This window comes from Pseudomaricurvus sp. HS19, assembly GCF_009857815.1.
Taxonomy (GTDB): Bacteria; Pseudomonadota; Gammaproteobacteria; order Pseudomonadales; family Cellvibrionaceae; genus Pseudomaricurvus.
Window position 1 is genome coordinate 119,786 of record NZ_WVVW01000002.1, and the last position, 20,612, is coordinate 140,397.

Annotated in this window: 19 protein-coding genes; 13 read left to right on the plus strand and 6 right to left on the minus strand. The window is 60.8% G+C overall.

Going from position 1 to position 20,612, the window contains the following annotated elements:
• Positions 1-47 precede the first annotated feature (47 nt).
• The 4 genes from GSF27_RS08285 to GSF27_RS08300 all read left to right on the plus strand — a co-directional run bounded on the left by GSF27_RS08285 (position 48) and on the right by GSF27_RS08300 (position 4,809).
• Positions 48-1,016 carry a hypothetical protein gene (locus GSF27_RS08285; RefSeq protein ID WP_202410358.1) on the plus strand — a complete coding sequence of 323 codons (969 nt, stop codon included), beginning with the start codon at positions 48-50 and terminating at the stop codon, positions 1,014-1,016.
• Positions 1,017-1,021: 5 nt separating this feature from the next.
• A complete protein-coding gene (locus GSF27_RS08290) occupies positions 1,022-1,732 on the plus strand; it encodes an AAA family ATPase (protein ID WP_160967813.1) in 711 nt (236 codons plus the stop codon).
• A 42-nt stretch (positions 1,733-1,774) separates the two neighbouring features.
• A complete protein-coding gene (locus GSF27_RS08295; protein WP_160967815.1) occupies positions 1,775-3,844 on the plus strand; it encodes a response regulator in 2,070 nt (689 codons plus the stop codon).
• A 164-nt stretch (positions 3,845-4,008) separates the two neighbouring features.
• Positions 4,009-4,809, plus strand: coding sequence for a sulfite exporter TauE/SafE family protein (locus tag GSF27_RS08300; protein WP_202410359.1), 801 nt, complete (start codon positions 4,009-4,011; stop codon positions 4,807-4,809).
• Positions 4,810-4,815: 6 nt separating this feature from the next.
• On the opposite strand, the gene GSF27_RS08305 is transcribed toward GSF27_RS08300, so the two are convergent.
• Positions 4,816-5,343, minus strand: a complete 528-nt coding sequence (locus GSF27_RS08305) for a DUF3833 domain-containing protein (protein WP_160967817.1) — start codon at positions 5,341-5,343, stop codon at positions 4,816-4,818.
• A 286-nt stretch (positions 5,344-5,629) separates the two neighbouring features.
• Here GSF27_RS08305 and GSF27_RS08310 point away from each other — a divergent pair, with 286 nt between their 5' ends.
• The 3 genes from GSF27_RS08310 to GSF27_RS08320 all read left to right on the plus strand — a co-directional run bounded on the left by GSF27_RS08310 (position 5,630) and on the right by GSF27_RS08320 (position 10,543).
• On the plus strand, positions 5,630-7,276 hold the full coding sequence (locus GSF27_RS08310) for a CocE/NonD family hydrolase (protein ID WP_160967819.1): 1,647 nt from the start codon (positions 5,630-5,632) through the stop codon (positions 7,274-7,276).
• 80 nt (positions 7,277-7,356) lie between these two features.
• Positions 7,357-9,801: a Lon protease family protein gene (locus tag GSF27_RS08315; protein WP_160967821.1), complete on the plus strand. Its 2,445-nt coding sequence runs from the start codon at positions 7,357-7,359 to the stop codon at positions 9,799-9,801.
• Positions 9,794-10,543 carry a hypothetical protein gene (locus GSF27_RS08320; RefSeq protein ID WP_160967823.1) on the plus strand — a complete coding sequence of 250 codons (750 nt, stop codon included), beginning with the start codon at positions 9,794-9,796 and terminating at the stop codon, positions 10,541-10,543. The genes GSF27_RS08315 and GSF27_RS08320 overlap by 8 nt, the downstream gene beginning before the upstream one ends.
• A 21-nt stretch (positions 10,544-10,564) precedes the next feature.
• Here the strand turns inward: GSF27_RS08320 and GSF27_RS17875 are convergent, their stop codons facing one another.
• Entirely contained in the window at positions 10,565-10,990 is a 426-nt protein-coding gene (locus GSF27_RS17875) for a PaaI family thioesterase (RefSeq protein ID WP_160967825.1), read from the minus strand.
• Between the two features lie 277 nt (positions 10,991-11,267).
• Here GSF27_RS17875 and GSF27_RS08330 point away from each other — a divergent pair, with 277 nt between their 5' ends.
• Complete coding sequence (locus GSF27_RS08330) at positions 11,268-12,548, plus strand: MFS transporter (RefSeq protein WP_160967827.1); 1,281 nt, start codon at positions 11,268-11,270, stop codon at positions 12,546-12,548.
• Positions 12,549-12,763: 215 nt separating this feature from the next.
• Positions 12,764-14,248: a carboxylesterase gene (locus GSF27_RS08335; protein WP_160967829.1), complete on the plus strand. Its 1,485-nt coding sequence runs from the start codon at positions 12,764-12,766 to the stop codon at positions 14,246-14,248.
• A gap of 21 nt (positions 14,249-14,269) precedes the next feature.
• On the opposite strand, the gene GSF27_RS08340 is transcribed toward GSF27_RS08335, so the two are convergent.
• The 4 genes from GSF27_RS08340 to GSF27_RS08355 form a co-directional block, all read right to left on the minus strand.
• A complete protein-coding gene (locus GSF27_RS08340) occupies positions 14,270-15,052 on the minus strand; it encodes a transglutaminase family protein (RefSeq protein WP_160967831.1) in 783 nt (260 codons plus the stop codon).
• 25 nt (positions 15,053-15,077) lie between these two features.
• Positions 15,078-15,938, minus strand: coding sequence for a transglutaminase family protein (locus GSF27_RS08345; protein WP_160967833.1), 861 nt, complete (start codon positions 15,936-15,938; stop codon positions 15,078-15,080).
• Between the two features lie 43 nt (positions 15,939-15,981).
• The gene (locus tag GSF27_RS08350; protein ID WP_160967835.1) at positions 15,982-16,887 is read right to left on the minus strand and encodes a hypothetical protein; all 906 of its coding nucleotides are present in this window, start codon (positions 16,885-16,887) and stop codon (positions 15,982-15,984) included.
• A gap of 410 nt (positions 16,888-17,297) precedes the next feature.
• Positions 17,298-18,173 carry a LysR family transcriptional regulator gene (locus tag GSF27_RS08355; RefSeq protein ID WP_160967837.1) on the minus strand — a complete coding sequence of 292 codons (876 nt, stop codon included), beginning with the start codon at positions 18,171-18,173 and terminating at the stop codon, positions 17,298-17,300.
• 120 nt (positions 18,174-18,293) lie between these two features.
• Here GSF27_RS08355 and GSF27_RS08360 point away from each other — a divergent pair, with 120 nt between their 5' ends.
• From GSF27_RS08360 to GSF27_RS08375, 4 genes are read left to right on the plus strand one after another with little or no spacing between them, the layout of a single operon-like run.
• Positions 18,294-18,908 (plus strand): glutathione S-transferase family protein, encoded by a 615-nt coding sequence (locus GSF27_RS08360; RefSeq protein WP_160967839.1) that lies wholly within the window; start codon positions 18,294-18,296, stop codon positions 18,906-18,908.
• An 11-nt stretch (positions 18,909-18,919) separates the two neighbouring features.
• A complete protein-coding gene (locus tag GSF27_RS08365; RefSeq protein WP_160967841.1) occupies positions 18,920-19,276 on the plus strand; it encodes a nuclear transport factor 2 family protein in 357 nt (118 codons plus the stop codon).
• Between the two features lie 2 nt (positions 19,277-19,278).
• A complete protein-coding gene (locus GSF27_RS08370; RefSeq protein ID WP_160967843.1) occupies positions 19,279-19,491 on the plus strand; it encodes a 2-hydroxymuconate tautomerase family protein in 213 nt (70 codons plus the stop codon).
• A gap of 19 nt (positions 19,492-19,510) precedes the next feature.
• Complete coding sequence (locus GSF27_RS08375; RefSeq protein WP_160967845.1) at positions 19,511-20,557, plus strand: nitronate monooxygenase family protein; 1,047 nt, start codon at positions 19,511-19,513, stop codon at positions 20,555-20,557.
• Positions 20,558-20,612 lie beyond the last annotated feature (55 nt).

The window sequence follows — 20,612 nt, forward strand, 5'->3', positions numbered from 1 at the left end:
CCAAAATAACGATGTCAGACCACTGACAATAATTCAGATTCCCGCCTATGGACACACAGCTCCTGAACACGCTGCCGCAACCGGACCGCTTCTGTGAGCAGCCGGACGCCAATCCCTACTGGAACGAGAGCGTCTGGTTCTCCATCTCCATCCCCGAACAGCGCAAACACGGTTTTATCCAGTACTACTTCCGCCCCAACATGGGCCTGCTTAATGGCGGCCCGGTGCTGTGGGATCCCAGCGGCACACAACCCTGGAACTGCCTCTACTACAACTGGAGCCAGCTGCAGGCCTGCCCCGAAGGCGCCGAGAAATTCAACATGACCGCCAACAACTCGCTGTCGGTCAAAGTACTGGAGCCGCTCACCCGCTACGCCATCCACTACGACAACGATGGCTTTTTCATGGACCTGGAGTGGCAGGCCATAGCGCCACTGCACCAGCTCAAAAGTAAAACTGCGGCCCAGCAGGCGGCGCAGAAATACCACATGGAGCAGCCGGGACGCATGACCGGGGTAATCCGCTGCGAAGGTGACGAGTGGGCCATTGACTGCTACTCCATGCGCGACACCTCCTACGGTCCACGGGTCTATGACAAGTCCTCCTGCGGCGGCTACTTCTGGGGTATTGCTGACGGCAGCGCCTTTCACGCCATCGCCAAGGGTGAGACAGCAGAGCAGGATGTGATTGGTGGCTTTATCTGGCGTGACGGCAAGATGGGCAGCCTGGTCTCCGGCAAACGGCAAGTGCTGCACTACGGCCGTGTCGGCCCGCGGGAAGTGCTGTTTGAAGCCACCGACGAGCACGGCCGTAATATTCGCGCCCACGGCCAGATAGACGAGGGACTGATTTTTACCGGCTACAGTGACCGTACCGTGGTCTGGTCCCTGCTGCAGTGGCAGTGCAACGGCGTTACCCACTGGGGTGACAACCAGGAGTTCTGCAACACCCGCCGCTTCCGCCGTATCGCCCGCGGGCAATTGAAGCCCGGCCAACCCTCCCACAGCGTGGAATAGTGGCCATGGCAGGACAGATCATTCTGGTAAACGGCACCTCCGGTTCCGGCAAATCAACCACTTGCGAACAGTTTGTGCGTGATGCCGACGACTTCTGGCTGCACTACGGCGTGGATCACTTTTTTGCATCCACCTTCCCGCGCCGCTTCGGGCATCACGGCGACCGCGCCGGTGACGGCTTCAGCGCTGTACCGGTCGACAGTAACCAACCCGACGGGGCCTTGCGCTGGCAATTCAGCCCCCAGGGGCTCAGGGCCATGAGCGTTTTCCATGAATGGATTGCGGCCGCCTCGCGGCAAGGCTGCAATATCATCGTCGACCACCTGCTGATGTGCGATCCACCACTGCTACAGGATTGCGTGCAGCGACTGGCCGGCCTGCCGGTATTGCTGGTCAACCTGCAGCCCCCCTATGAGGTACTGGCAGAGCGGGTTGCCAGTCGCGAGATCGGCAACCGCTTCACCAACTCCAGCTACTCGGAACAGCAGAAAAGCCTTTCGCGGCAGCGTCTCGACCGGTTACGCCCCTGGTTTTACCAGGCGATTTACCAGAACACCCGCTGCGACCTCAGCATAGATACTTCAAACTGCCCTCCTGACGAGGTGTGCCAACAGATCCGGCAACGCCTGCAGCAGGGCAGTGGCCACGCCTTTACAGAGCTGCTGCTGCAACAGCACAATGCCGGCACTGACGCAGGTACAATAGCGAAGGATTAACCGCAGACCGCTGCCCCAGGAGACAGGAACCGCCAGCCTGCCATGAATACCCCCAGACTCCAGCCGCTGATCGCGCTGATCGGGCTGTTATTGACGACCCTTTTTGCCGCTGTCGACTACAACCACTCCCGCGACCAGCGCACGGCACTGTTGAGCCGCGAGCTGGAGAACGTCAAGGACAATATCGAGATCACCCTGCAGCGCTACCTCACCCTGGTGCTGGCGCTGGAGGCGTTTGTGCAAGCCAACGCCGAGCAGTCACAGCCCGACCGCGACGCCTTCGGGGCTCGCTTTCTCGAGTTCGCCGAATTCCTGGAGCTGAGCAACCCCTACGTACAGAGCCTGCAACTGGCACCGGCCGGTGTGGTCACCTACATGACCCAGCTGCGCCGCAACCACGCCGCCCTTGGCCTCGACCTGCTGTCGGACCGGGACCAGCGCCTGCGCATGCTGGAGATCATCCGCAAGCGCAGCATTGTGGCGGAAGGACCGGTCAAGCTGATTCAGGGTGGCCAGGCCCTGATCATACGCAAGGCGATTTTCACACACCCGGGGGCGCTGGATCGCCAGGCGTTACGGGCGCGGCAGCAACTGGGGCCGGATGATCGCTGGCCCGATGATATTGCCGGAGACTTCTGGGGCTTTGCCACCCTGCTGGTGGGGGTCGACTCCCTGCAGGAAGACCTGCGACTGCTGGAGCTGCCACCCTACTACCGCCTGGCCCTGCGTGACGAAAGCAGTACCAGCAAGGTCTACTGGAACGACGCCGCCATTTTTAACAACGCCGATATGATCACCACCATCCAGCTGCCTCACGGCCGCTGGAGCCTGGCCATCCAGGATCGGCAGACGCCGCTGTGGGTGCGCCCACTGGTACTTGGCGTCACCGGCCTGCTGCTTACCATCATCGCCATGCGCATCGCCCGCCTGCTGGCACGCAGCGCAGCCGCCCGCGCCGAAGGCGCTTCCCGCAGCCGTTTCCTGGCCGCCATGAGCCACGAGATCCGCACCCCCATGAACGGCATTATCGGGGTGGCGCAATTGCTCGAACAGAGCCAGCTGGATCCGCGTCAAAAGGACCTGCTCAATCGCATCCTGGTAAACAGCAAACTGTTGTTGCGGCTGGTGAATGACGTACTCGATTTTTCCAAGATTGATGCCGGCGCCATGCGCTTCAGCAATGCTCCCTACAATCCCCGCGAGGTGGTGGAGAACAGCGTGGCACTGATGGAAGTGGAGGCCCTGGTCAAAGGGCTGCAAATCTATACCCATTTCCAGGGCAACCTGCCGCAGGCGCTGATGGGAGACGAGATCCGCATTGAACAGGTGCTTCTCAACCTGCTCGGCAACGCCATCAAGTTCACCGAGCGCGGCAGCATCACCGTCAGTGTCAGTTCGCTGCGGGCCAACGCCGGCCAGTACATCTGCTACGCCGTTACCGACACCGGCAGCGGCCTCAGTGCAGCCGAACGCAAACGCCTCTTCCGCCCATTTGAGCAGATGGAAGCCGGCGTCAATTTCCGCCGTGACGGTACCGGCCTGGGACTGGTGATCTCGCAGCAGCTGACCCACCAGATGGGCGGCGAGATCACCGTCAGCAGCACCCTCGGCCAGGGCTCCACCTTCAGTTTTTACCTGCCGCTGGAATTGGTCGACACCAGCACGGCAACCTCCCCTGCCACCACGGCAACTTCCCCTGCTACCAATACTGCCAGCCCGTTGCGCATACTGGTGGTGGATGACGTGGAGATGAACCGCGACATTGCCCGCATGATGCTGGAGAGTCTCGGCTACGGCGCCGATTGCGTCAGCGACGGCGGCGAAGCCATTGAAGCCGTGCGCCACAACAACTACGACCTGATCTTTATGGATCGGCAGATGCCGGGAATGGACGGACTCGATACCACCCGCCGTATCCGCAAGCTGCTGGCTTCTGGCTCTCACCCGTGGATCATTGCCATGACCGCCAGTGCCCAGGAAGACGAGAAAGCCGAGTACCTGCAGTCCGGTGCCAATGACTTTATCGGCAAGCCGGTGGAGCTGGATACCCTGCAGGAAAAAATCAGCGTTTACCTGGCCCAGCGCGGGTCCGGCAGCCACAACAGGGCCTGACACGCCCTGATCCCGACCCTTCAGCGCCACCAACCACAACAGGGCCCAGGGAATGCCACACCGGCAGCCGTGAGCCATATCAACCACAAAGTCTCGTTGCGGGACTGCCATAGTTGCCGCCACAATGAAGCTTTCCGGGAACCTGTGTAGAAGACATACGAATTATGATGACCGAACTACTGCTCGGAACCGGCGTGGGACTGGCCCTGGGATTGACCGGTAGTGGCGGGGTACTGGCGGTGCCGGCACTGATGCTGGGACTGGGTTTCAGCTTGCAACAAGCCGCTCCCGTATCGCTGATCGCCATTGGTATCGCCTCCCTGATAGGCAGCCTGGATGGCCTGCGCCAGGGTATCGTCCGCTACCGCGCCGCGCTGTTGATGGCGCTGGCGGGCACAGCCTGCGCGCCACTCGGCATCTGGCTGTCACACCAGCTGCCCACCCACTGGATCATGGTGGTGTTTATTGCCCTGCTGCTGTTTATTGCCGGCCGCATGATCCACCAGGCACTGCAACCACCGGCTGACGCCAGCCTGCCCCTCGGCAGCCAGGGTAACTGCCTGTTGGATGAAGACACCGGCCGCTTCCAGTGGAACCTGCGTTGTTTCTCCACTGTTTTCGCCATTGGCGGTGGCGCCGGGCTCACCAGTGGACTGCTGGGTGTTGGTGGCGGCTTTCTGATTGTTCCCGGTATTCGTCACTTCAGCCTGCTGGGGATGCACAGTGTAGTGGCCACCTCACTGGCAGTGATCACCCTGATCTCCGCCGGCACCGTGGCACAGTCTCTCTGGCACGGGGCGGTGATTCCTGTCTCCGGCTGGTGGTTTATTGGCGCCACTATTGTCGGCCTGATCGGCGGCCGCGCGCTGGCGCCGCGGCTGCCGGCCAAGGCTTTGCAACTGAGCTTCTCTGTGCTGGCGGTGCTGGTGGCCGCCATGCTGGCACACCGCTATTTGCTGGGCTGATCCAGGTCAGCGTTTTTCGATCACCAGCAACATGGAGCCGACGTCGATACCGAACTTGCTCAAGTCCGATTCGTTCAGTAGTACCGACTCCGACACCAGGTACATGCGGTCATCAACCCGGATATCCAGGGTACCGTCGTTATAGGGGATGCGCAGCACGTAGTTGAGGAACATGCTATTGCCTGCCACTTCAATCTGCGCCGGACCAATCACGTCGCCAGCGGTACCTGTATAGCTTCCGTCCCCATTACGCTTGAGAGTCCAGATGCGCTGCTGCTGCTCGCCGTCGTCAAACAGGAAGGACTCCTCCAGCGTGCCGGTATCGCCACTCCAGCTGGCATCGATACTGGCATTGAAATAGCGGATCACTTTGCCGCTGCGGTTCTTGATCACACCGTGGGCACTGAGAGTGCCGTCGAAAAACGTCTCCGGCTGCAGCTGCGGCTGGTTGTCGGCATAATCTCCCGGCACTACCGCGCTGCAACCGCACAACAGGGCAAGCATCCCCGGTAAAGTGACTTTCAGCCAATGCATGTTTTCTCTCCCGCCGTAACCCGGCAACCCGCAACAGTGACATCACTGGGTACGCCGCTACCAGCCGGCTGGCTCACCTGAACGCTCAGGCGCACAGCACATCGGCACCCACTGTGCCGCGCATTGAACAATAGCGGTGTGTGTAACATCATGGCTCCCGGCCATCACCGCGCCGTATACGTCTGCTCTCCCGATAACCACAACGCCCCGGGAGGCACAGCCCTGTACCAGCAAACGATAATGGAGTATCGCCTAATGCCCATCCTCCCCACGGTTCTCCACCACCATGTCCGCTAACCCTCTGCTGCGCTGGCTGGCCGGTAAACTCCTGCGCCTGCCTCCCCGGCGCACCGGTAATATCCAGCTGGAAGCCGGTATCCGTGTGGTCATGCGCGATGGCGTGGAGCTGCTGACCGATCACTACTGGAGTGGCGACCAACCCCGGGGGCCGCTGGTGCTGATCCGCAGCAGTTACGGCCGCGGCGGCATGTTCGGTTTGATGGCAGCGCTGATGGCCGAGCGCGGCCTGCAGGTGATCGCCCAGAGCGTGCGCGGTACCGCTGGCTCCGGCGGGCAGCTCGACCCTATGCGGCAGGAGCGGGATGACGGCGCCGATACCCTCGACTGGATCCGGTGCCAGCCCTGGTACAGTGGCCAGATCTACACCTTTGGCCCCAGCTACCTGGGTAATACCCAGTGGGCCATGGCCGCCGGCAGCGGTGAAAAACTGCAGGGTATGCTGCTGATGATGACGCTCTCCAATTTTGGCGATGAGCTGCGCGCCGGTGGCGGTTACACCCTGGAGGGCACCCTGGGCTGGACCCAGCTGATGCAGCAGCTGGTGGGCAGCCAGGCACTCAACAGCATGCAGCGGCCGCAACCGGAGCGGCTCAAACCCTTCCACAACCAGCTGCCACTGGCACAACTGGATCAGCAGGCGTTCGGCAAAACCGTGCCCTGGTGGCAACAGTGGCTCCGCCACGAGCCTGACGACGCCTGGTGGCAGGCCATGAATTACTCCGCGGCAGCCACCTCGCTGGAGGCACCGGTCAATATGATCGCCGGCTGGCAGGACGCCTTCCTGCCCTACCAGCTGCAGGACTTCAGCAACCGCCAGCAAGCGGGCAAACCGGTGTGGATTACCATCGGCCCCTGGTATCACTCCTCCCCCGCCGGCATGGTGAGGGGGCTGCAGGAAGCCATCGGCTTTTTCGGCGATCTCGGTAATGGCCGCGCGCCTTGCGCTGATCGCCAGCCGGTGCGCCTCTACCTGCAGCAGGCCAAACGCTGGCTGGAGTTTCCCTGCTGGCCACCGCCACAGGCACAGCCCCTGCAGCTCTACCTGCGCCAGGGACAGGCCCTGTCGCACTCGGCCGCAGCCCTCGATGAAGGCTCCGTAAGCTATACCTACGATCCCGCCGACCCCACCCCCTCCATGCACGGCCCCACCCCCATGGGGCACTCCCGGGTGAGGGATATGTCGGCCCTGGAAGCCCGTGACGACAGCGTCAGTTTTACCGGTTCAATACTGGGCCATGACCTGGACATCATCGGTCCGGTGAGCGTAGAGCTGACAGTCCACTCGGATCGCGAGCACACCGACTTTTTTGTCTGCCTGTGCGATGTGGATCGCAGGGGCCGTCCCATTCAGGTGAGCGACGGTTACCTGCGGCTGCGCCCGGGAAGTCCGGTCGCTGACGCGGACGGCAAACGCCATATCCGCATCGATTGCTGGCCCACCGCCTGGCGTTTCAAGGCCGGTCACCGCCTGCGCCTGATCGTGACCAGCGGCGCCCACCCCCGCTACGCCCGTAACCCCGGCAGCGGCGAACCATTGGGCAGTGCCACCCGCCTGCTGCCGGCCCACCAGCAACTGCTGCTGTCGGCAACACAGCCCTGTCGCCTGCTGCTGTCGGAAGTCACCCTGCGCTGACCGATTGACCCTCATCAATAGAGGGACCGGGGGTTTTATCCTATGCTCAAAAGGCAACAGCCGCGGGCAAGGACGGCAGAATGATCACACAACTCAGCGCCGGGCAGCTCTACAACAGCTGCGACCCACAGGGGTTCGGTTTTACCCTCAGCAGTGAACTGGAACCGCTGGATATCCCCCTCGGGCAGGAACGGGCACTGGAAGCTATTGAGTTTGGTGTGGAGATCACCCGCGAGGGTTTTAACCTGTTCGTACTGGGCGCGCCGGGGCTGGGCAAACACGAACTGGTGAAGCAGATCCTGTCCCGCCAGGAGCAGCCCCGTACCGAACTGTTCGACTGGTGTTACGTCAATAACTTCGACGACCCGCAGCGGCCGCAACTGCTGCGCCTGCCGGTGGGCATGGGTCAGGAGCTGCGCAACGATATGCAGCAGCTGGTGGAAGACCTGCTCACCGCCATTCCCGCCGCCTTCCAGAGCGATGATTACCAGCGCCGCCGCGAGGAGATTCGCTCGCGCTCCCACGAGCACTATGAAAGCGACTTCCGCGCCCTCGCCGACGAGGCGCAGGAGAGTGGCGTCGCCATGATGCGCACCCCTTCCGGCTACACCATGGCACCTATGGCGGATGACAAGGTGCTCACCGCCGAGGAGTTCGAGGCACTGCCGGAGGAGCAGCAAAAAGCCATCGAGAAGAAGATCGAGGAGATGCAGAAGAAACTGCAGGCCCATGTGCGCGAGATGCCGCTGATCCGCCGCGAAGTGAGCCGGCAACTGAAAAAGCTCAATCAGGAGATTACCCAGCTGACGGTGGAGCAATTCATCGACAGCATCGAGAAACGCTACGAGCAACAGGACAACGTGCTGGCCTATCTGGCGGCAGTGCAGAAAAACGCTACCGAAAATGCCAGCGATTTTCTGCCTGACGGCGAGGGAAGCGACGATGAACAGGTGGAAAACCGGGCACAGGGTTTTCACCGCTACCAGGTCAACCTGCTGGTAGACAACACCCGTCAGCAGACGGCGCCGATCATTACCGAGGACAACCCCACCTACCAGAATCTGGTGGGACGCATCGAGCACGTATCCCACATGGGCACGCTGGTCACCGATTTTACCCTCATCAAACCCGGCGCCCTGCACCGCGCCAACGGCGGCTACCTGATTCTCGATGCGCAGAAGGTGCTGACCCACATGTACGCCTGGGAGGGACTCAAGCGCTCGCTGAAATCCCGCCAGGTCACCATCTCCTCACTGGAAGAGGTGTTGAGCCTGGTAAGCACCATCTCGCTGGAACCGGAGGCCATGCCCATCGACGTGAAGGTGATTCTCACCGGCGAGCGGCTGCTCTACTACCTGCTCAAGCGTTACGACAATGAGTTCAGCAAACTCTTCAAGGTGGTGGCGGACTTCGCCCACAGCACTGACCGCTCGACGGGAAGTCAACTGCTCTACGCGCGCATGATCGCCACCCGCCAGCAGCATGAAGAACTGCTGCCGCTCACCAGCGACGCGGTGGCCCGTATCATCGAAGCGGCCTCGCGCCAGAGCGACGACAGCACCAAGCTGAGCCTGCAGGTGGATTTTGTCAGCGATGTACTCAAAGAGGCGGATTACTGGGCCGGCAAGGCCGGCAGCGTCAGTATCACCCTGGAGCATGTGGAGCAGGCGCTGGAGAAACGCCGCTATCGCCACGACCGTATCCGCGAGCTCTACCACGAACAGATCACTCGCGGCATCAGCATGATTGCCACCCGTGGCAGCGCCGTGGCCCAGGTCAACGGCTTGACAGTGATTGCCCTGGCCGACCAGGCCTTCGGCAGCCCGTCACGTATCACCGCCACAGCCCGGCTGGGCAGCGGCAAGGTGATCGACATTGAACGGGAGGCCAAACTCGGCGGCGAGATTCACTCCAAGGGAGTGATGATACTCAGCGCCTATCTCGCCAACCGTTTTGCCCGTGACCGCCCCTTGCCACTGGCGGCGACGCTGGTGTTTGAACAGTCTTATGGCGGCGTGGATGGCGACAGCGCCACCGCCGCCGAACTCTGTGCCCTGCTCTCCGCCATTGGCGAAATCCCGCTGGCGCAGAACCTGGCTGTCACTGGCTCCATGAACCAGCATGGCCAGATCCAGGCCATTGGTGGCGTCAATGAAAAGATCGAAGGCTTCTTCGATATCTGCCAGGCGGCGGGGCTCAGCGGCGACCAGGGGGTGATTATCCCGGCCAGCAACCAGGTACACCTGATGTTGCGCCACGACGTGCGCGAAGCCGTCTCCGCCGGACAGTTTCACATCTACACCGCGGAACAGGTGGACGACGTGATGGGCGCCCTCAGCGGCCTCGCCCCGGGTGCAGTCGATGCCGATGGCAACTATCCGCCCGACAGCATCAATGGCCGTATCAGCGCCCGCATTGAAGCCTGGCAGCAACTGCAGAAAAAATTCGCCCGCCGCGACACTGATGAAGGAGATGGCGCAGACAAACCCGCGCCGGATCACGATCGGGGTAACAAGGATGAGTGAACAGGCGCAGGCCGGCCAGCCCCGGGTAGTCATTACCACCGACAGCGAACGCATTTCCGACGCGGTGCTGGAATACGCACTTGCCATGGCGGCACGACAGCAACTGCCGGTGGTGGGGTTACTGATTGAAGATACGGACCTGCTTAACAGCTCCACCCTGCCCTTCAGTCGCGAGATCTGCCTGTTTACAGGCCAACCGCGCCTGCTGGATACCCGCACCCTGCTGGCAGGCTTCAGCGACATGAGCCGTCGCTTGCGGCAGCGCCTGGCACAGAGGGCGGACCCCCTTGCACTGCACTGGAGTGTCAGCAGCATCCGCGGCCGTCGCCGCGACTTTCACTTCGAACACCTGGGTGAAGCCGATTATTGTATCTACGACAGCTGCGTTTACGGCAGCAACCAGCCTCCGCACCACGAGGTGCGCACCGGTAAACACCTGCTGGTGATCGACGGCGCCGGAGCCGCCTTCTACAACAACCTGACGGCACTGCTGGCCCCCTTCAGCGGCCAGGCACTGCAGGTCACGCTGGTGCACACCAGTGACCTGGGGCAGGAGCCTCCACTGGCAGAACTGCTGCCCGCCGGTACCCGCCTGCACCACCTGTCACGGCAACAGCTGCCACAAGCGCTGCAGCAGGCCGGCCAGCGGTTCGATTACGTGGTGGTGTCACGCCGTCACTGGCTGGCGGAACTGGCGCCGCAACTGGCGCAACTCAACTGCCCGCTGATTGTGGTGGGCTGAGGCCGCCAGAGCGGCACTGAATCAGGCGCGGATAAACTTGAAGACGTTGGCCGAGGTAATAACCACCCGCTCGCCCACCCGCACCTCGCAGTTACAGAAGACAATATTGCCGGTACCCTTGCGCACCGAGGTGTGGACCTCCAGCCAATCACCCAGCTGGGCGCTGCTGAGGTACTTCAGGTCCAGGCTGATGGTGACCACCGGCCGGTTGGTCTCGGACTGCTGGCGCAGGGCACGACCGCAAGCGACATCGACGATGGTGGCCAACATGCCACCGTGGGCCACTCCCAGGGAGTTGCTGTGGTTGGGCTGGACCCGCAATCCCAACAGCAGATGATCGACACCGGTGTGCACATAGACATCCCCGAAACCGGACAGGTAGGGCATGCTGCTCAGGTCGTAGGGTTCAAATCCCGCCGGGATCATCTCATTGGGGTTATTGCTCACGGGGTACCTCTCGGACTGCGGCCGGCCAAACAGTGCGCCAGCTGAAAAAAAGCGTCATTATCGCCCAGTGGCGCCATAATTTCAGCTGCAACGCCCGCTCCCGCCAGCAGCCACAAGCGTAAGGAAATGTTGGCGCAAGGTGATCATGGCCGGCGGAGGCGATACACTGGCACGCTACCCGCACACGACTGGTCAGCAGCCGTTAAAGGCGGAAATACAGGCGCAAAGGCCAGGGTGGTACCGGCCTGCACCACATAACAATGAGATGCACAACATCATGTCTACTGCTGTACCTGCGTCATCAGGCGCTTTTTACGGTTGGCGAGTTCTCGCTGTCTGCACCTTCTGCCAGTTTGTTGCTATCGGCTGCACCATGTACCTGCTGGGCCTGTTTATTGAGCCCCTCTCCCTCGCCTGGTCCGCCACCCCCGGCCAGATCGGCTCCGCCTCCGCCATGTTTGCTGTCGGCGGGGCACTGTTAGGCCCGCTACTCGGTCACCTGGCAGACAAGGGCTGGACCAAACGCATTATGCTGGCGGGCAGCGTGGTCATCAGCCTCGGCTTTATCGCCCTGTCGCTGGCCCAGAGCCTGTGGCAAGCGGCGCTGATCTGCGTCTTCCTGCTGGCACCCGGTACCGCCATGCTCGGGGCCATTCCCACCACTGTGATGGTGGCGCAGTGGTTCTCGAAACGCCGGGGGCTGGCTATCGGCATTACCGCTGCCGGCATCTCCATCGGCGGTTTTATCATGCCGATGATTGCGGCACAGTTACTGGCCCACCTGGAGTGGAGTGCCGCACTGCGCATTATCGGCTGTGGCATCGCCCTGCTGCTGATCCCCGGCATCGCCCTGTTTGCCGTCAATCGACCCGCGGATGTGAATCAGTACCCGGACGGTATTGCCACCGCGGAAGAGCAAAGCCCCAATGACGCTGCAAGTGGCACCATCAGTACCGGTACCCTGCTGACGGACCGCAACTTCTGGCTGGTGGCCCTCTGTATCGGCTTCCTCAGTTTCCTCGGCCTGCTGTGCGTCACCTATATCGCCCCCTACGCCCGGGAATCCGGCCTCAGCCTGCAGAACGCGGCACTGATGATTTCGCTCTATTCCATCTGTGGCATCAGCGGCAAATTTGCCCTCGGCTGGCTCTGCGATCACCTGCAACCACGGCGCATGCTGAGTGTCACCATGGCGCTGGCCGCCATCGGCTGGTTTCCACTGCTGCTCTCCAACAGCGTCCCCGCCTTCCTCATCGCCGCCGCCATGGTGGGCTTCGCCATGGGCGGTATGATCCCGGCGTGGGCAGCGTTGATCGCACAGCTGTTCGGCCTGGAGAACTTTGGCCGCGTGCGGGGCATCATGAGCCTGGCGCTGGTGGCGTTTACCTTCCTGCCAGGTCCGCTGGGGGGCTACTTGCGGGACTCCACCGGCACCTATGCCACCGCCTTCACCTGGCTCTGGTTTATGCTGCCTGCCGGTGTGGTGCTGTCACTGTTTGTGGGGCAGGCCGCGACTGTCTCCGCACCCCGGGCGGCTACCGGCAAGGCGCCGGGCTGATACCGGTACAAGCCGGGCATGGGTGCAGGTGGATCCGCGCCACTACCCCGCACGCCCGGCTAACACGCTACACTGTCATCAGTCTCAACCTTTATCAGGGTATAGTGAGCGGGTCACCTGTACCTGTACCCGCAACCGCGCCACTGGCACCGATGACATACCGCCAAGACGACCACTGACACCTTTCGTTAACTATTGGGAATACTCTGCCAGACATGGAAACGCCGACAGACTCCGCTCCCGCAAAGAAACGCCAGATCCCCTACCTTCGTATTTCTGTCGGTGTGGCCATCACACTGCTGCTGATCTATGCGGGCCTCTGGCTGTATCAATTTACCCTGCCGTCGCTGAGTCTCTGGCACAACACCACCCTCAGCTACGAATTTGATGCCGACAGCGCGCCGGCGGACATGACCCTGGCCGACTATCAGGAGCTGGAAGGACGCCTGTTCCGTGAACTCACCAGCCGTATTTACGACCGTCTGGGTGAAACAGAGGGCGCCGGTCAGGGACGCTTCAAGGCCGGCAGCACCATGGCCCCTACCGCCTACCCGGACAACTGGAACCGCACCCATGAGCTGCCCCAACCCGAAGCCCGGGCCGGTGTACTGCTGCTGCACGGTCTCAGTGACTCGCCCTACACCATGCGCGGGCTGGCAGAGCGGTTGAGCAAGGAGCAACTGTGGGTCGTGGCCCTGCGCCTGCCCGGGCACGGCACCACGCCATCGTCGCTGCTGCAGGTGGAGCACGAGGATTGGCAGAAGGTGGTAGCCCTGGCGATGCAACACTTGCGCACGCAGCTGGGGGCCGACGCCTCCATCTATATGGTGGGCTATTCCAATGGCGGCTTGCTGGCCGTGGACTACGCCCTCGCGGCCATGGTGGGCGACCAGCCGGTAGTACCCGCAGGCCTGACGCTGCTGGCGCCGGCACTGGGGGTCACTCCGGCAGCCGGTTATGCCTGGTTGCCCAACCAGCTCTCCGGCCTGCCGGGATTGCAGAAGCTCGCGTGGCAGAGCCTGCTGCCGCCCTACGACCCCTATAAATACAGCTCCTTCACCATGAACGCTGCCACCCAGATTCACGATCTGATCGATGACGTCAAACAGCGTATCCGCAAGCAGCAAACCCCCGCCGGGGGCGTTCCCTTCCCCCCCACCCAGGTATTTGCCTCCATCGCCGACGCCACGGTCGACAGTACCGCCAGCGTCACTGCACTGCTGGAGCGACTTAACCCCGGTCGTCACCATCTCTATCTGTATGACATCAACCGCAGCGCCTGGTCCGAGCTGCTGTTTGACCGGGATTTCCGCCAGTTCCCGGATGACCTGTTAAAGCGCAATCACCCCTTTGATGTCACCCTGGTGACCAACGCCGACGTCGACAGCCGCGATGTGGTACTCCAGACTCGCTTCCAGGGCAGCGACGAGGTGACCACCGAAGCCACTGACCTGAAGTGGCCACTGGAGATCTACTCCCTCTCCCACACTGCCGTTCCGTTTGCCCCGGGGGACCCGATCTACGGCGATGGCAGCCAGCGCCAGGCAGGCATGGTCAACCTCGGCCGCATCCCCGCCCGCGGCGAGAGCGCCCTGCTCAACAACGACCTCGCACGACTGCAACGGCTGCGCTACAACCCGTTCTATCAATGGCAGGAAGACGCCATTGTGCAAGCCATTGAGGCCGCCAGCACCCGCTGATTCCCGGCTGCCAGCTGGCCGTCACACCTGTACCACCGACACCTGCTGACGCACCGGCGTCAAGGCCGGTCCGAACTGATTGTAGATGGCCACATCCGCCGCATCACGACCATAGCCAACCGCTACATAGCCACCCCGTTTCTGAGCCTGGGTGGCATCGAAGATATACCAACGGTGATTGACGTAGGCTTCGAACCAGGCGTGCAGATCCATGGGCTGTAACCCGTGCAGGTAACCCACCACCAGACGCGCAGGAATACTGAGACTGCGACAGAGCGCCACTCCCAGGTGAGAGAGATCACGACAAACCCCGGAACGCTGTTGATAAACCTCCACCGCTGAGAGGGATGAAAAACTGCTGCCCGGTGCGAACGGCACATTGCCCTGCAACCAGCGTTCAATCGCCACCACCTGGTCGTAGCCCGGTAAATGACCTGCAGTAATCTGGCGCGCCAGATCACCGAATCGATCCGACTCACAAAAGCGACTGGGCAGCAGGTAGCGCAGCACCCGGTCGGGCAGGTTCTGGATTTCCACAAACACACCACCCGGCGTCTGGTCCACCTGATCGGCAGTCTCAATACAGGCTGAGGTGGAGATGGTGAAGTTACCCACCGGGGACATCAACCGCTGGCACAAGTTGCCGTACTCATCGGTAAACTCAAACGCCGGCACCGCCGGTTGCAGCAGGTACTCTTCACTGGCCACCCACTGCTGGGCCCCGCTGCGTGGTCGCAGCATCAACACAAACGGCGTCGGTATATCGGTGACAAATTGCAGTTCACAATGGGTCTGTAATTTCATCCCTGATCTCCCGCAGTCAGGCCATTCAATCCAATAACGATACCCGCACATCCACCGTCATGCTTGCGCCGGGCGCGCCGTGATAGGCCCCGGCTACCGGTGGCACCGACCGCGGTGTACGCGCCACGGCCACGGCTATGTGTGCAGGCCCGGCCAGCTTGCCGATGGTGGGATCGAAACCTTTCCAGCCAGCGCCGGGGATAAAAACTTCCGTCCAGGCATGGGTAGAGCCGGACTGTGCGGTGGTTGCGGCGGTATAAAGGTAGCCACTGACAAAGCGCGCCGCCAGCCCCAGCCGGCGCGCCGCAATCATCATCAGGTTGGCAAAGTCACGACAGGAACCCGAGCCGCTGAGCAGGGTTTGGGCGGCGGTTTGCACACCCTCTTCTTCCCGCCTCTGGTAGCGAAATGTGGTGTGGATTTTTTCGTTCAGGCGCAGCAACAGCGCCGCGGTCTGCACCGGTGTACCCGGCTGCCAGATACCGCTCAACCACTGATCCAGCAGAGCATAGTCCAGCTCTTCAGTGGTACCGAGATAGCCAGCCAATAAAATGCTGTCTTCGGGCTGATAAGCAAACGGGTAGCTGACCGCGTAATCCGCCACCAGAAAATCATGGGGCAGCTGATCGTATTGCTGGATAATAATCTGGCTGTTGATATTAAGCGACTGCGCCGCACCCATAAAGATAAAGTTGGCTGTTGCCACACAGTTGCCCTCCACATCCCTGTGCCAACGCAGCCTGGCTTCCGGCACTATGGCCAGGGTTGAACTTTCAATACGCAGCTCATGCCCTTCACGGGGGCGTATCCTCAATGTATGCGGTAACAGCTGTACTGGCCCGGGAAACTGGTACAAGGTCTGATGGACTATCCGGTAACGTTTCATGCTGCAGCCTGCCCTTTCACCACGCTTTCACCCACGCACACCATTAAGGCTGCGGCCTGAGCCTGCAGACACGGCCTGACTTGATATAGGGCTCGTCGCACTCCCAGCCGTTCCCCCCCGCATCCAGATGCGCATGCTGCGGCAGCTCTATGAAAGCACAGCGATTCTGCGACTTGCCGTAACCCCGCAAGCAACGCCAGTCATCGCCGGCAGCTGAAAGAAAAGCGTGCTCTGGTATCCGCACCGCCTCGCAACGGCTTTGCGTCTTGCGGTAGCCGCGCTGACACTGCCAGCCACTGCCGGAATGATTCAGATAGGCGAACTCCGGCAGCGACATCGGCTCACACCCCTCCCGCGTTTCATTGAAACCCCGCATACAACGCCAGCCCTTGCCGGAGCGGGAGTGTTCCGCGATAGCATTGGCGGGAACCACAATGGCCTCGCACCGGTCATCCTTCAATAGGTAACCCGGCTCGCACTCCCAGCCGTTGCCATAACGCGCTTCTGTTAAAAACGCGTTTTGCGGCACTTCGATCCTGTCACAGGACGGCTGGCGATCGCCGTAACCACTGCTGAGTCGATAACCCCGCTGGCACAACCAACCCAGGCCGTACTGGGAATCCAGCAGGTAGGCATTGTCCGGCAGCTGCACCGGGTCACACTGATCCCGCCCCTTCACATAACCCCGCTCACAATCCCAGCCACTGCCACTGGAATTCAGATAAGCGTGGGCGGGAAGCGCCATGACTTCGCAACGGTTCTGCACCCGCTCATATCCACGCACGCAACTCCAGCCGCTGCTGTAGGCGCGCTGGTAAGCGTGTTCGGGTAAGTCCAGCGGCGCCTCATCAGCCAACGCGGGACCAGCCGTCAGACAGCTGCCGACGACGAGGCATAAGCCCAGCAGAAACCGCCGCAGCGGGGTTTGAATGTTCCGGATCATTTTCATGGGATTGATAGCGGCTCCAGTGCCGTCATAACGTCTGCGTCAGGCGACGTGTACTGCAACTTCCTGCACCGGGTCGGCGACTTTCATGCGTGGCCTGACAGGCACACGTGGCAGCACTTATTATTCGAGTTAATACCCGGAAACGAACAGCAGATTTGGTAGATAACCAGTCACAGCGAATCACCATGAACGGTCCAACTGATCCGGGAGAACATGTGGGGTGGACTCCCCGCCATCAAGGGTCGATAGCGCCAACGCCCGGCAAGATGCCTGTTACCATTATCAGGCTAGACAGCAGATATCCCCCACTATGGGCCCAATGGGTGTAACTTACAAGGAGCAGGGCTACCAGACAGAACCGGCTTTCACCTGCAAGCTTCTGCTACAGCTCTTTTGCAGGTCATGCGGAATTACTGGCGCTGAAACCAATCATTCATAAAATCAATGCAACTTCTCAAGGTTGGCGGAACAAATTGTCGATTGGGATACATGGCATAGAGAGTTAATAATGGCCGCTCCGCCCGCGGCAGTATCTCCCGCAGCGCTCCCTTCGCAATGGCTTCGCGAGCCACGAAATCCGGCAAAAAGCCAATCCCGAGGCCATCCTCCAGCACCTGCCGCATAAACAGGGTGTTATTAACCCGCAGTGAGCCGCTGATGTGTACGCCCTCGTTCAGTGGCCACTCACTGCCACCGCGAAAATAGCTGTACACAAAACAGTTATGGTTTTGCAGATCAGCCACAGTGCGAATTCGCGGGCGGGATAGCAAATACTCCGGTGCTGCGCACACCAGGTAGCGAAAGGATTTCAGCGGCCGCCCCACGTAATTGGAATCCAGCAGGCGACTCACCGCCCGGAACCCCAGGTCGAAACCGTGCTCCACCAGATCCAGACTCTCATCGCTGAGCTGTATGTCCAGCTCGATATCCGGATAGGCTTGCATGTATTCGGCAAACATCCGTGACAGATCGGTGATACCCAGCGCCATAGGCGCGTTAATACGCAACTTGCCACGCGGGCTGGACTGCATATCCTGCACCCAGGCATCGGCATCTTTCATCTGCAGCAACAGCGCGCGTGCGCGTTGCAGGTAGCCCTCCCCTATCGGCGTCAATTGCTGGCTGCGGGTGGAGCGGTGCAGCAGGCGCGATCCCAGCTCCTCCTCCAGCCGCCTCAGCTCCTTGCTGATCATGGAAGTCGTGACATTCATCTCCTCCGCCACGCTGGTGAAGCTGCCCGCATCCACCACCCTCACAAACAGTTCCATAGCGCGTAGCTTATCCATACGGCGCTCCATTATTTCCATATTGTTAACAGTGATTAAACATTATTGCCGTTTTTTGATAGCGGGAAAAGTCGCACACTGGGAACCATTGCTGACTAACCCCACCCAGGAGAACCCCGCATGTACACACTCTATTTCCTGCCCGGCGCCTGCTCACTGGCCACCCAGGTTGTTCTGAATGAACTCGCGCAACCGGTACGCCTGATTCACAAACAGGATGCGGAAAACTTTCAGGAACTCAACCCCGCTGGCACCGTACCGGTACTGAAGCACGACGGGCAGGTACTCAACGAGGGCGTCGCCATCTTGCTCCAGCTGCTGCAACAGCATGACAACCCCTTGCTGCCTTCCGGATCAACAGAAAAGCAGCGCGCCATTGAAGACATGATGTTCGCCAATGCGTCCATGCACCCGGCCTATGGGCGCCTCTTTTTTCTTGAGAACAACCTGAATGCAACAGCGCATAAGCAACAGGCGTTTCAAGCTGCAGCCAGCGCCATCAACCACCTCTGGTCGGTGGTGGAAACCAAACTGGGGAAGCAGGCTTTTCTTGGGGGCGACACTCTCTCGCCGGCTGACATCATGCTGACGGTGTATTCCCGCTGGGGCGGACTCTTCCCCGTAGACATTGTCATCGGCCCCCGCACCCGTGCCATGATCAACCGGGTCATACAGCGAGACAGTTTTCAGCTCGCCCTGCAACGGGAAGCCAACTACGCTACCAGCGCGGCTTGAGGAACGGGGCCATGGATGACAAGGCGCTGATTACGACCCTGGTGGAGCAATACTTTTACGGGCTGCATTATGGTGAGGCTGATGTACTCTCCGCCCTGTTTCACCCGGATTGTGTGCTCAAGGCACCGGGGCTGCGCCGGGATCTGTCACAATGGCTGCAACAGGTGCGCCAGCGACCGGTACCGGCAGCCAGCAATCACCCATGGCACTACCGCTTGTTGAAGCTGGACATTGACGGCGAGCAGGCCATGGCAAAAATCAATTGCCCGCTGCCACACGGACATTTCATCGATTACCTGGGTCTGCTCCGTGAAGAGGGTAAATGGCTTATCGTCAACAAGATGTATGCGGTCAGGGAGGAGGTGTAGTTATGCCCTATATCAATATCAGGATCACCGACGAAGAGGTGAGTCGCACACAAAAAACGCAGCTGATTCACGGCGTGACTCAATTGCTGGTCGACATCCTCAACAAGGACCCGGCCACCACCCATGTGGTGATCGATGTGGTTCCTACGGATAATTGGGGCGTTGGCGGAAAGCCGGTAAGCCTTCTGCGGCAACAACCAACAGCCGACCACTAACAGAGGGAGCGTTACTGCTATGATCGGCCCACAATTTACCGACCTGTTCGGTGTTGAATACCCACTGATCCAGGCACCCATGGCAGGCGCCCAGGACCACCGCCTGGCGGTTGCGGTGAGCCAGGCGGGGGGATTGGGATCCATCCCCTGTGCAACACTGGATGCCGATGCCATAAAGCGTGAAGTGTCCGCCTTTCGCGCGCAAAGCGAACATCCTCTTAATCTGAATTTTTTCTGTCACCAGCCCCCTGCTGTTAATCACAACGACCTGCAGGAATGGTATGCACTGCTGGCGCCTTACTGCGCAGAGCTGGATGTGGACGTAAGCCGGATCAGTACAACGCCAGCCCGTCATCCCTTCAACAGCGACCTGACCGACGTGGTGGAAGAGCTGCAACCGGAAGTGGTGAGCTTTCATTTCGGCCTGCCCGAGCCCGGGCTGTTGCAACGTGTTCGGGCCAGTGGGGCAAGGGTTATTGCCAGCGCCACCACCACAGACGAGGCGCTGTGGCTGCAAGCCCGGGGCGCGGATGCCGTCATTGTGCAGGGCACCGAAGCAGGCGGACATCGCGGCCATTTCCTCAGCCACGATTTGCATGTGCAGGAGAGCACGCTGTCGCTGTTGCCCAAAGTCGTCGCGCAACTGGAGATTCCGGTGATCGCCGCCGGCGGCATCGCCAGTCAGGCAGAGATTGCCGCCGTTATGGCACTGGGCGCCGCCGGTGTGCAGATTGGCACCGCTTACCTGCTGTGCACGGAATCCATGATCAGTCCATTGCACCGTCTGGCTCTGATGTCAGAACCAGGCTTGCAGACTGAGATCACCAACGTCTTTACCGGGCGTCCTGCGCGGGGCATCGTCAATCGCTTGATGAAAGAAATTGGTCCCCTCTGCGACAAGGCGCCGGCTTTTCCACTGGCGGCGAATCTGGTGAACGCGCTGCGAGCAGCGGCAGAGCAAAACGGCAGCGCCGATTTTTCCCCGCTGTGGTCAGGTGAGAACAGGGCTGGTTGCCGGGAAGTCTCTGCTACGGAACTTACACATCAGTTAATGGGATTGCTGTAAGGTAATAATGCCGTGCAATAAAAAAGGCGGGTACTGCTACCCGCCTTTTTTATTG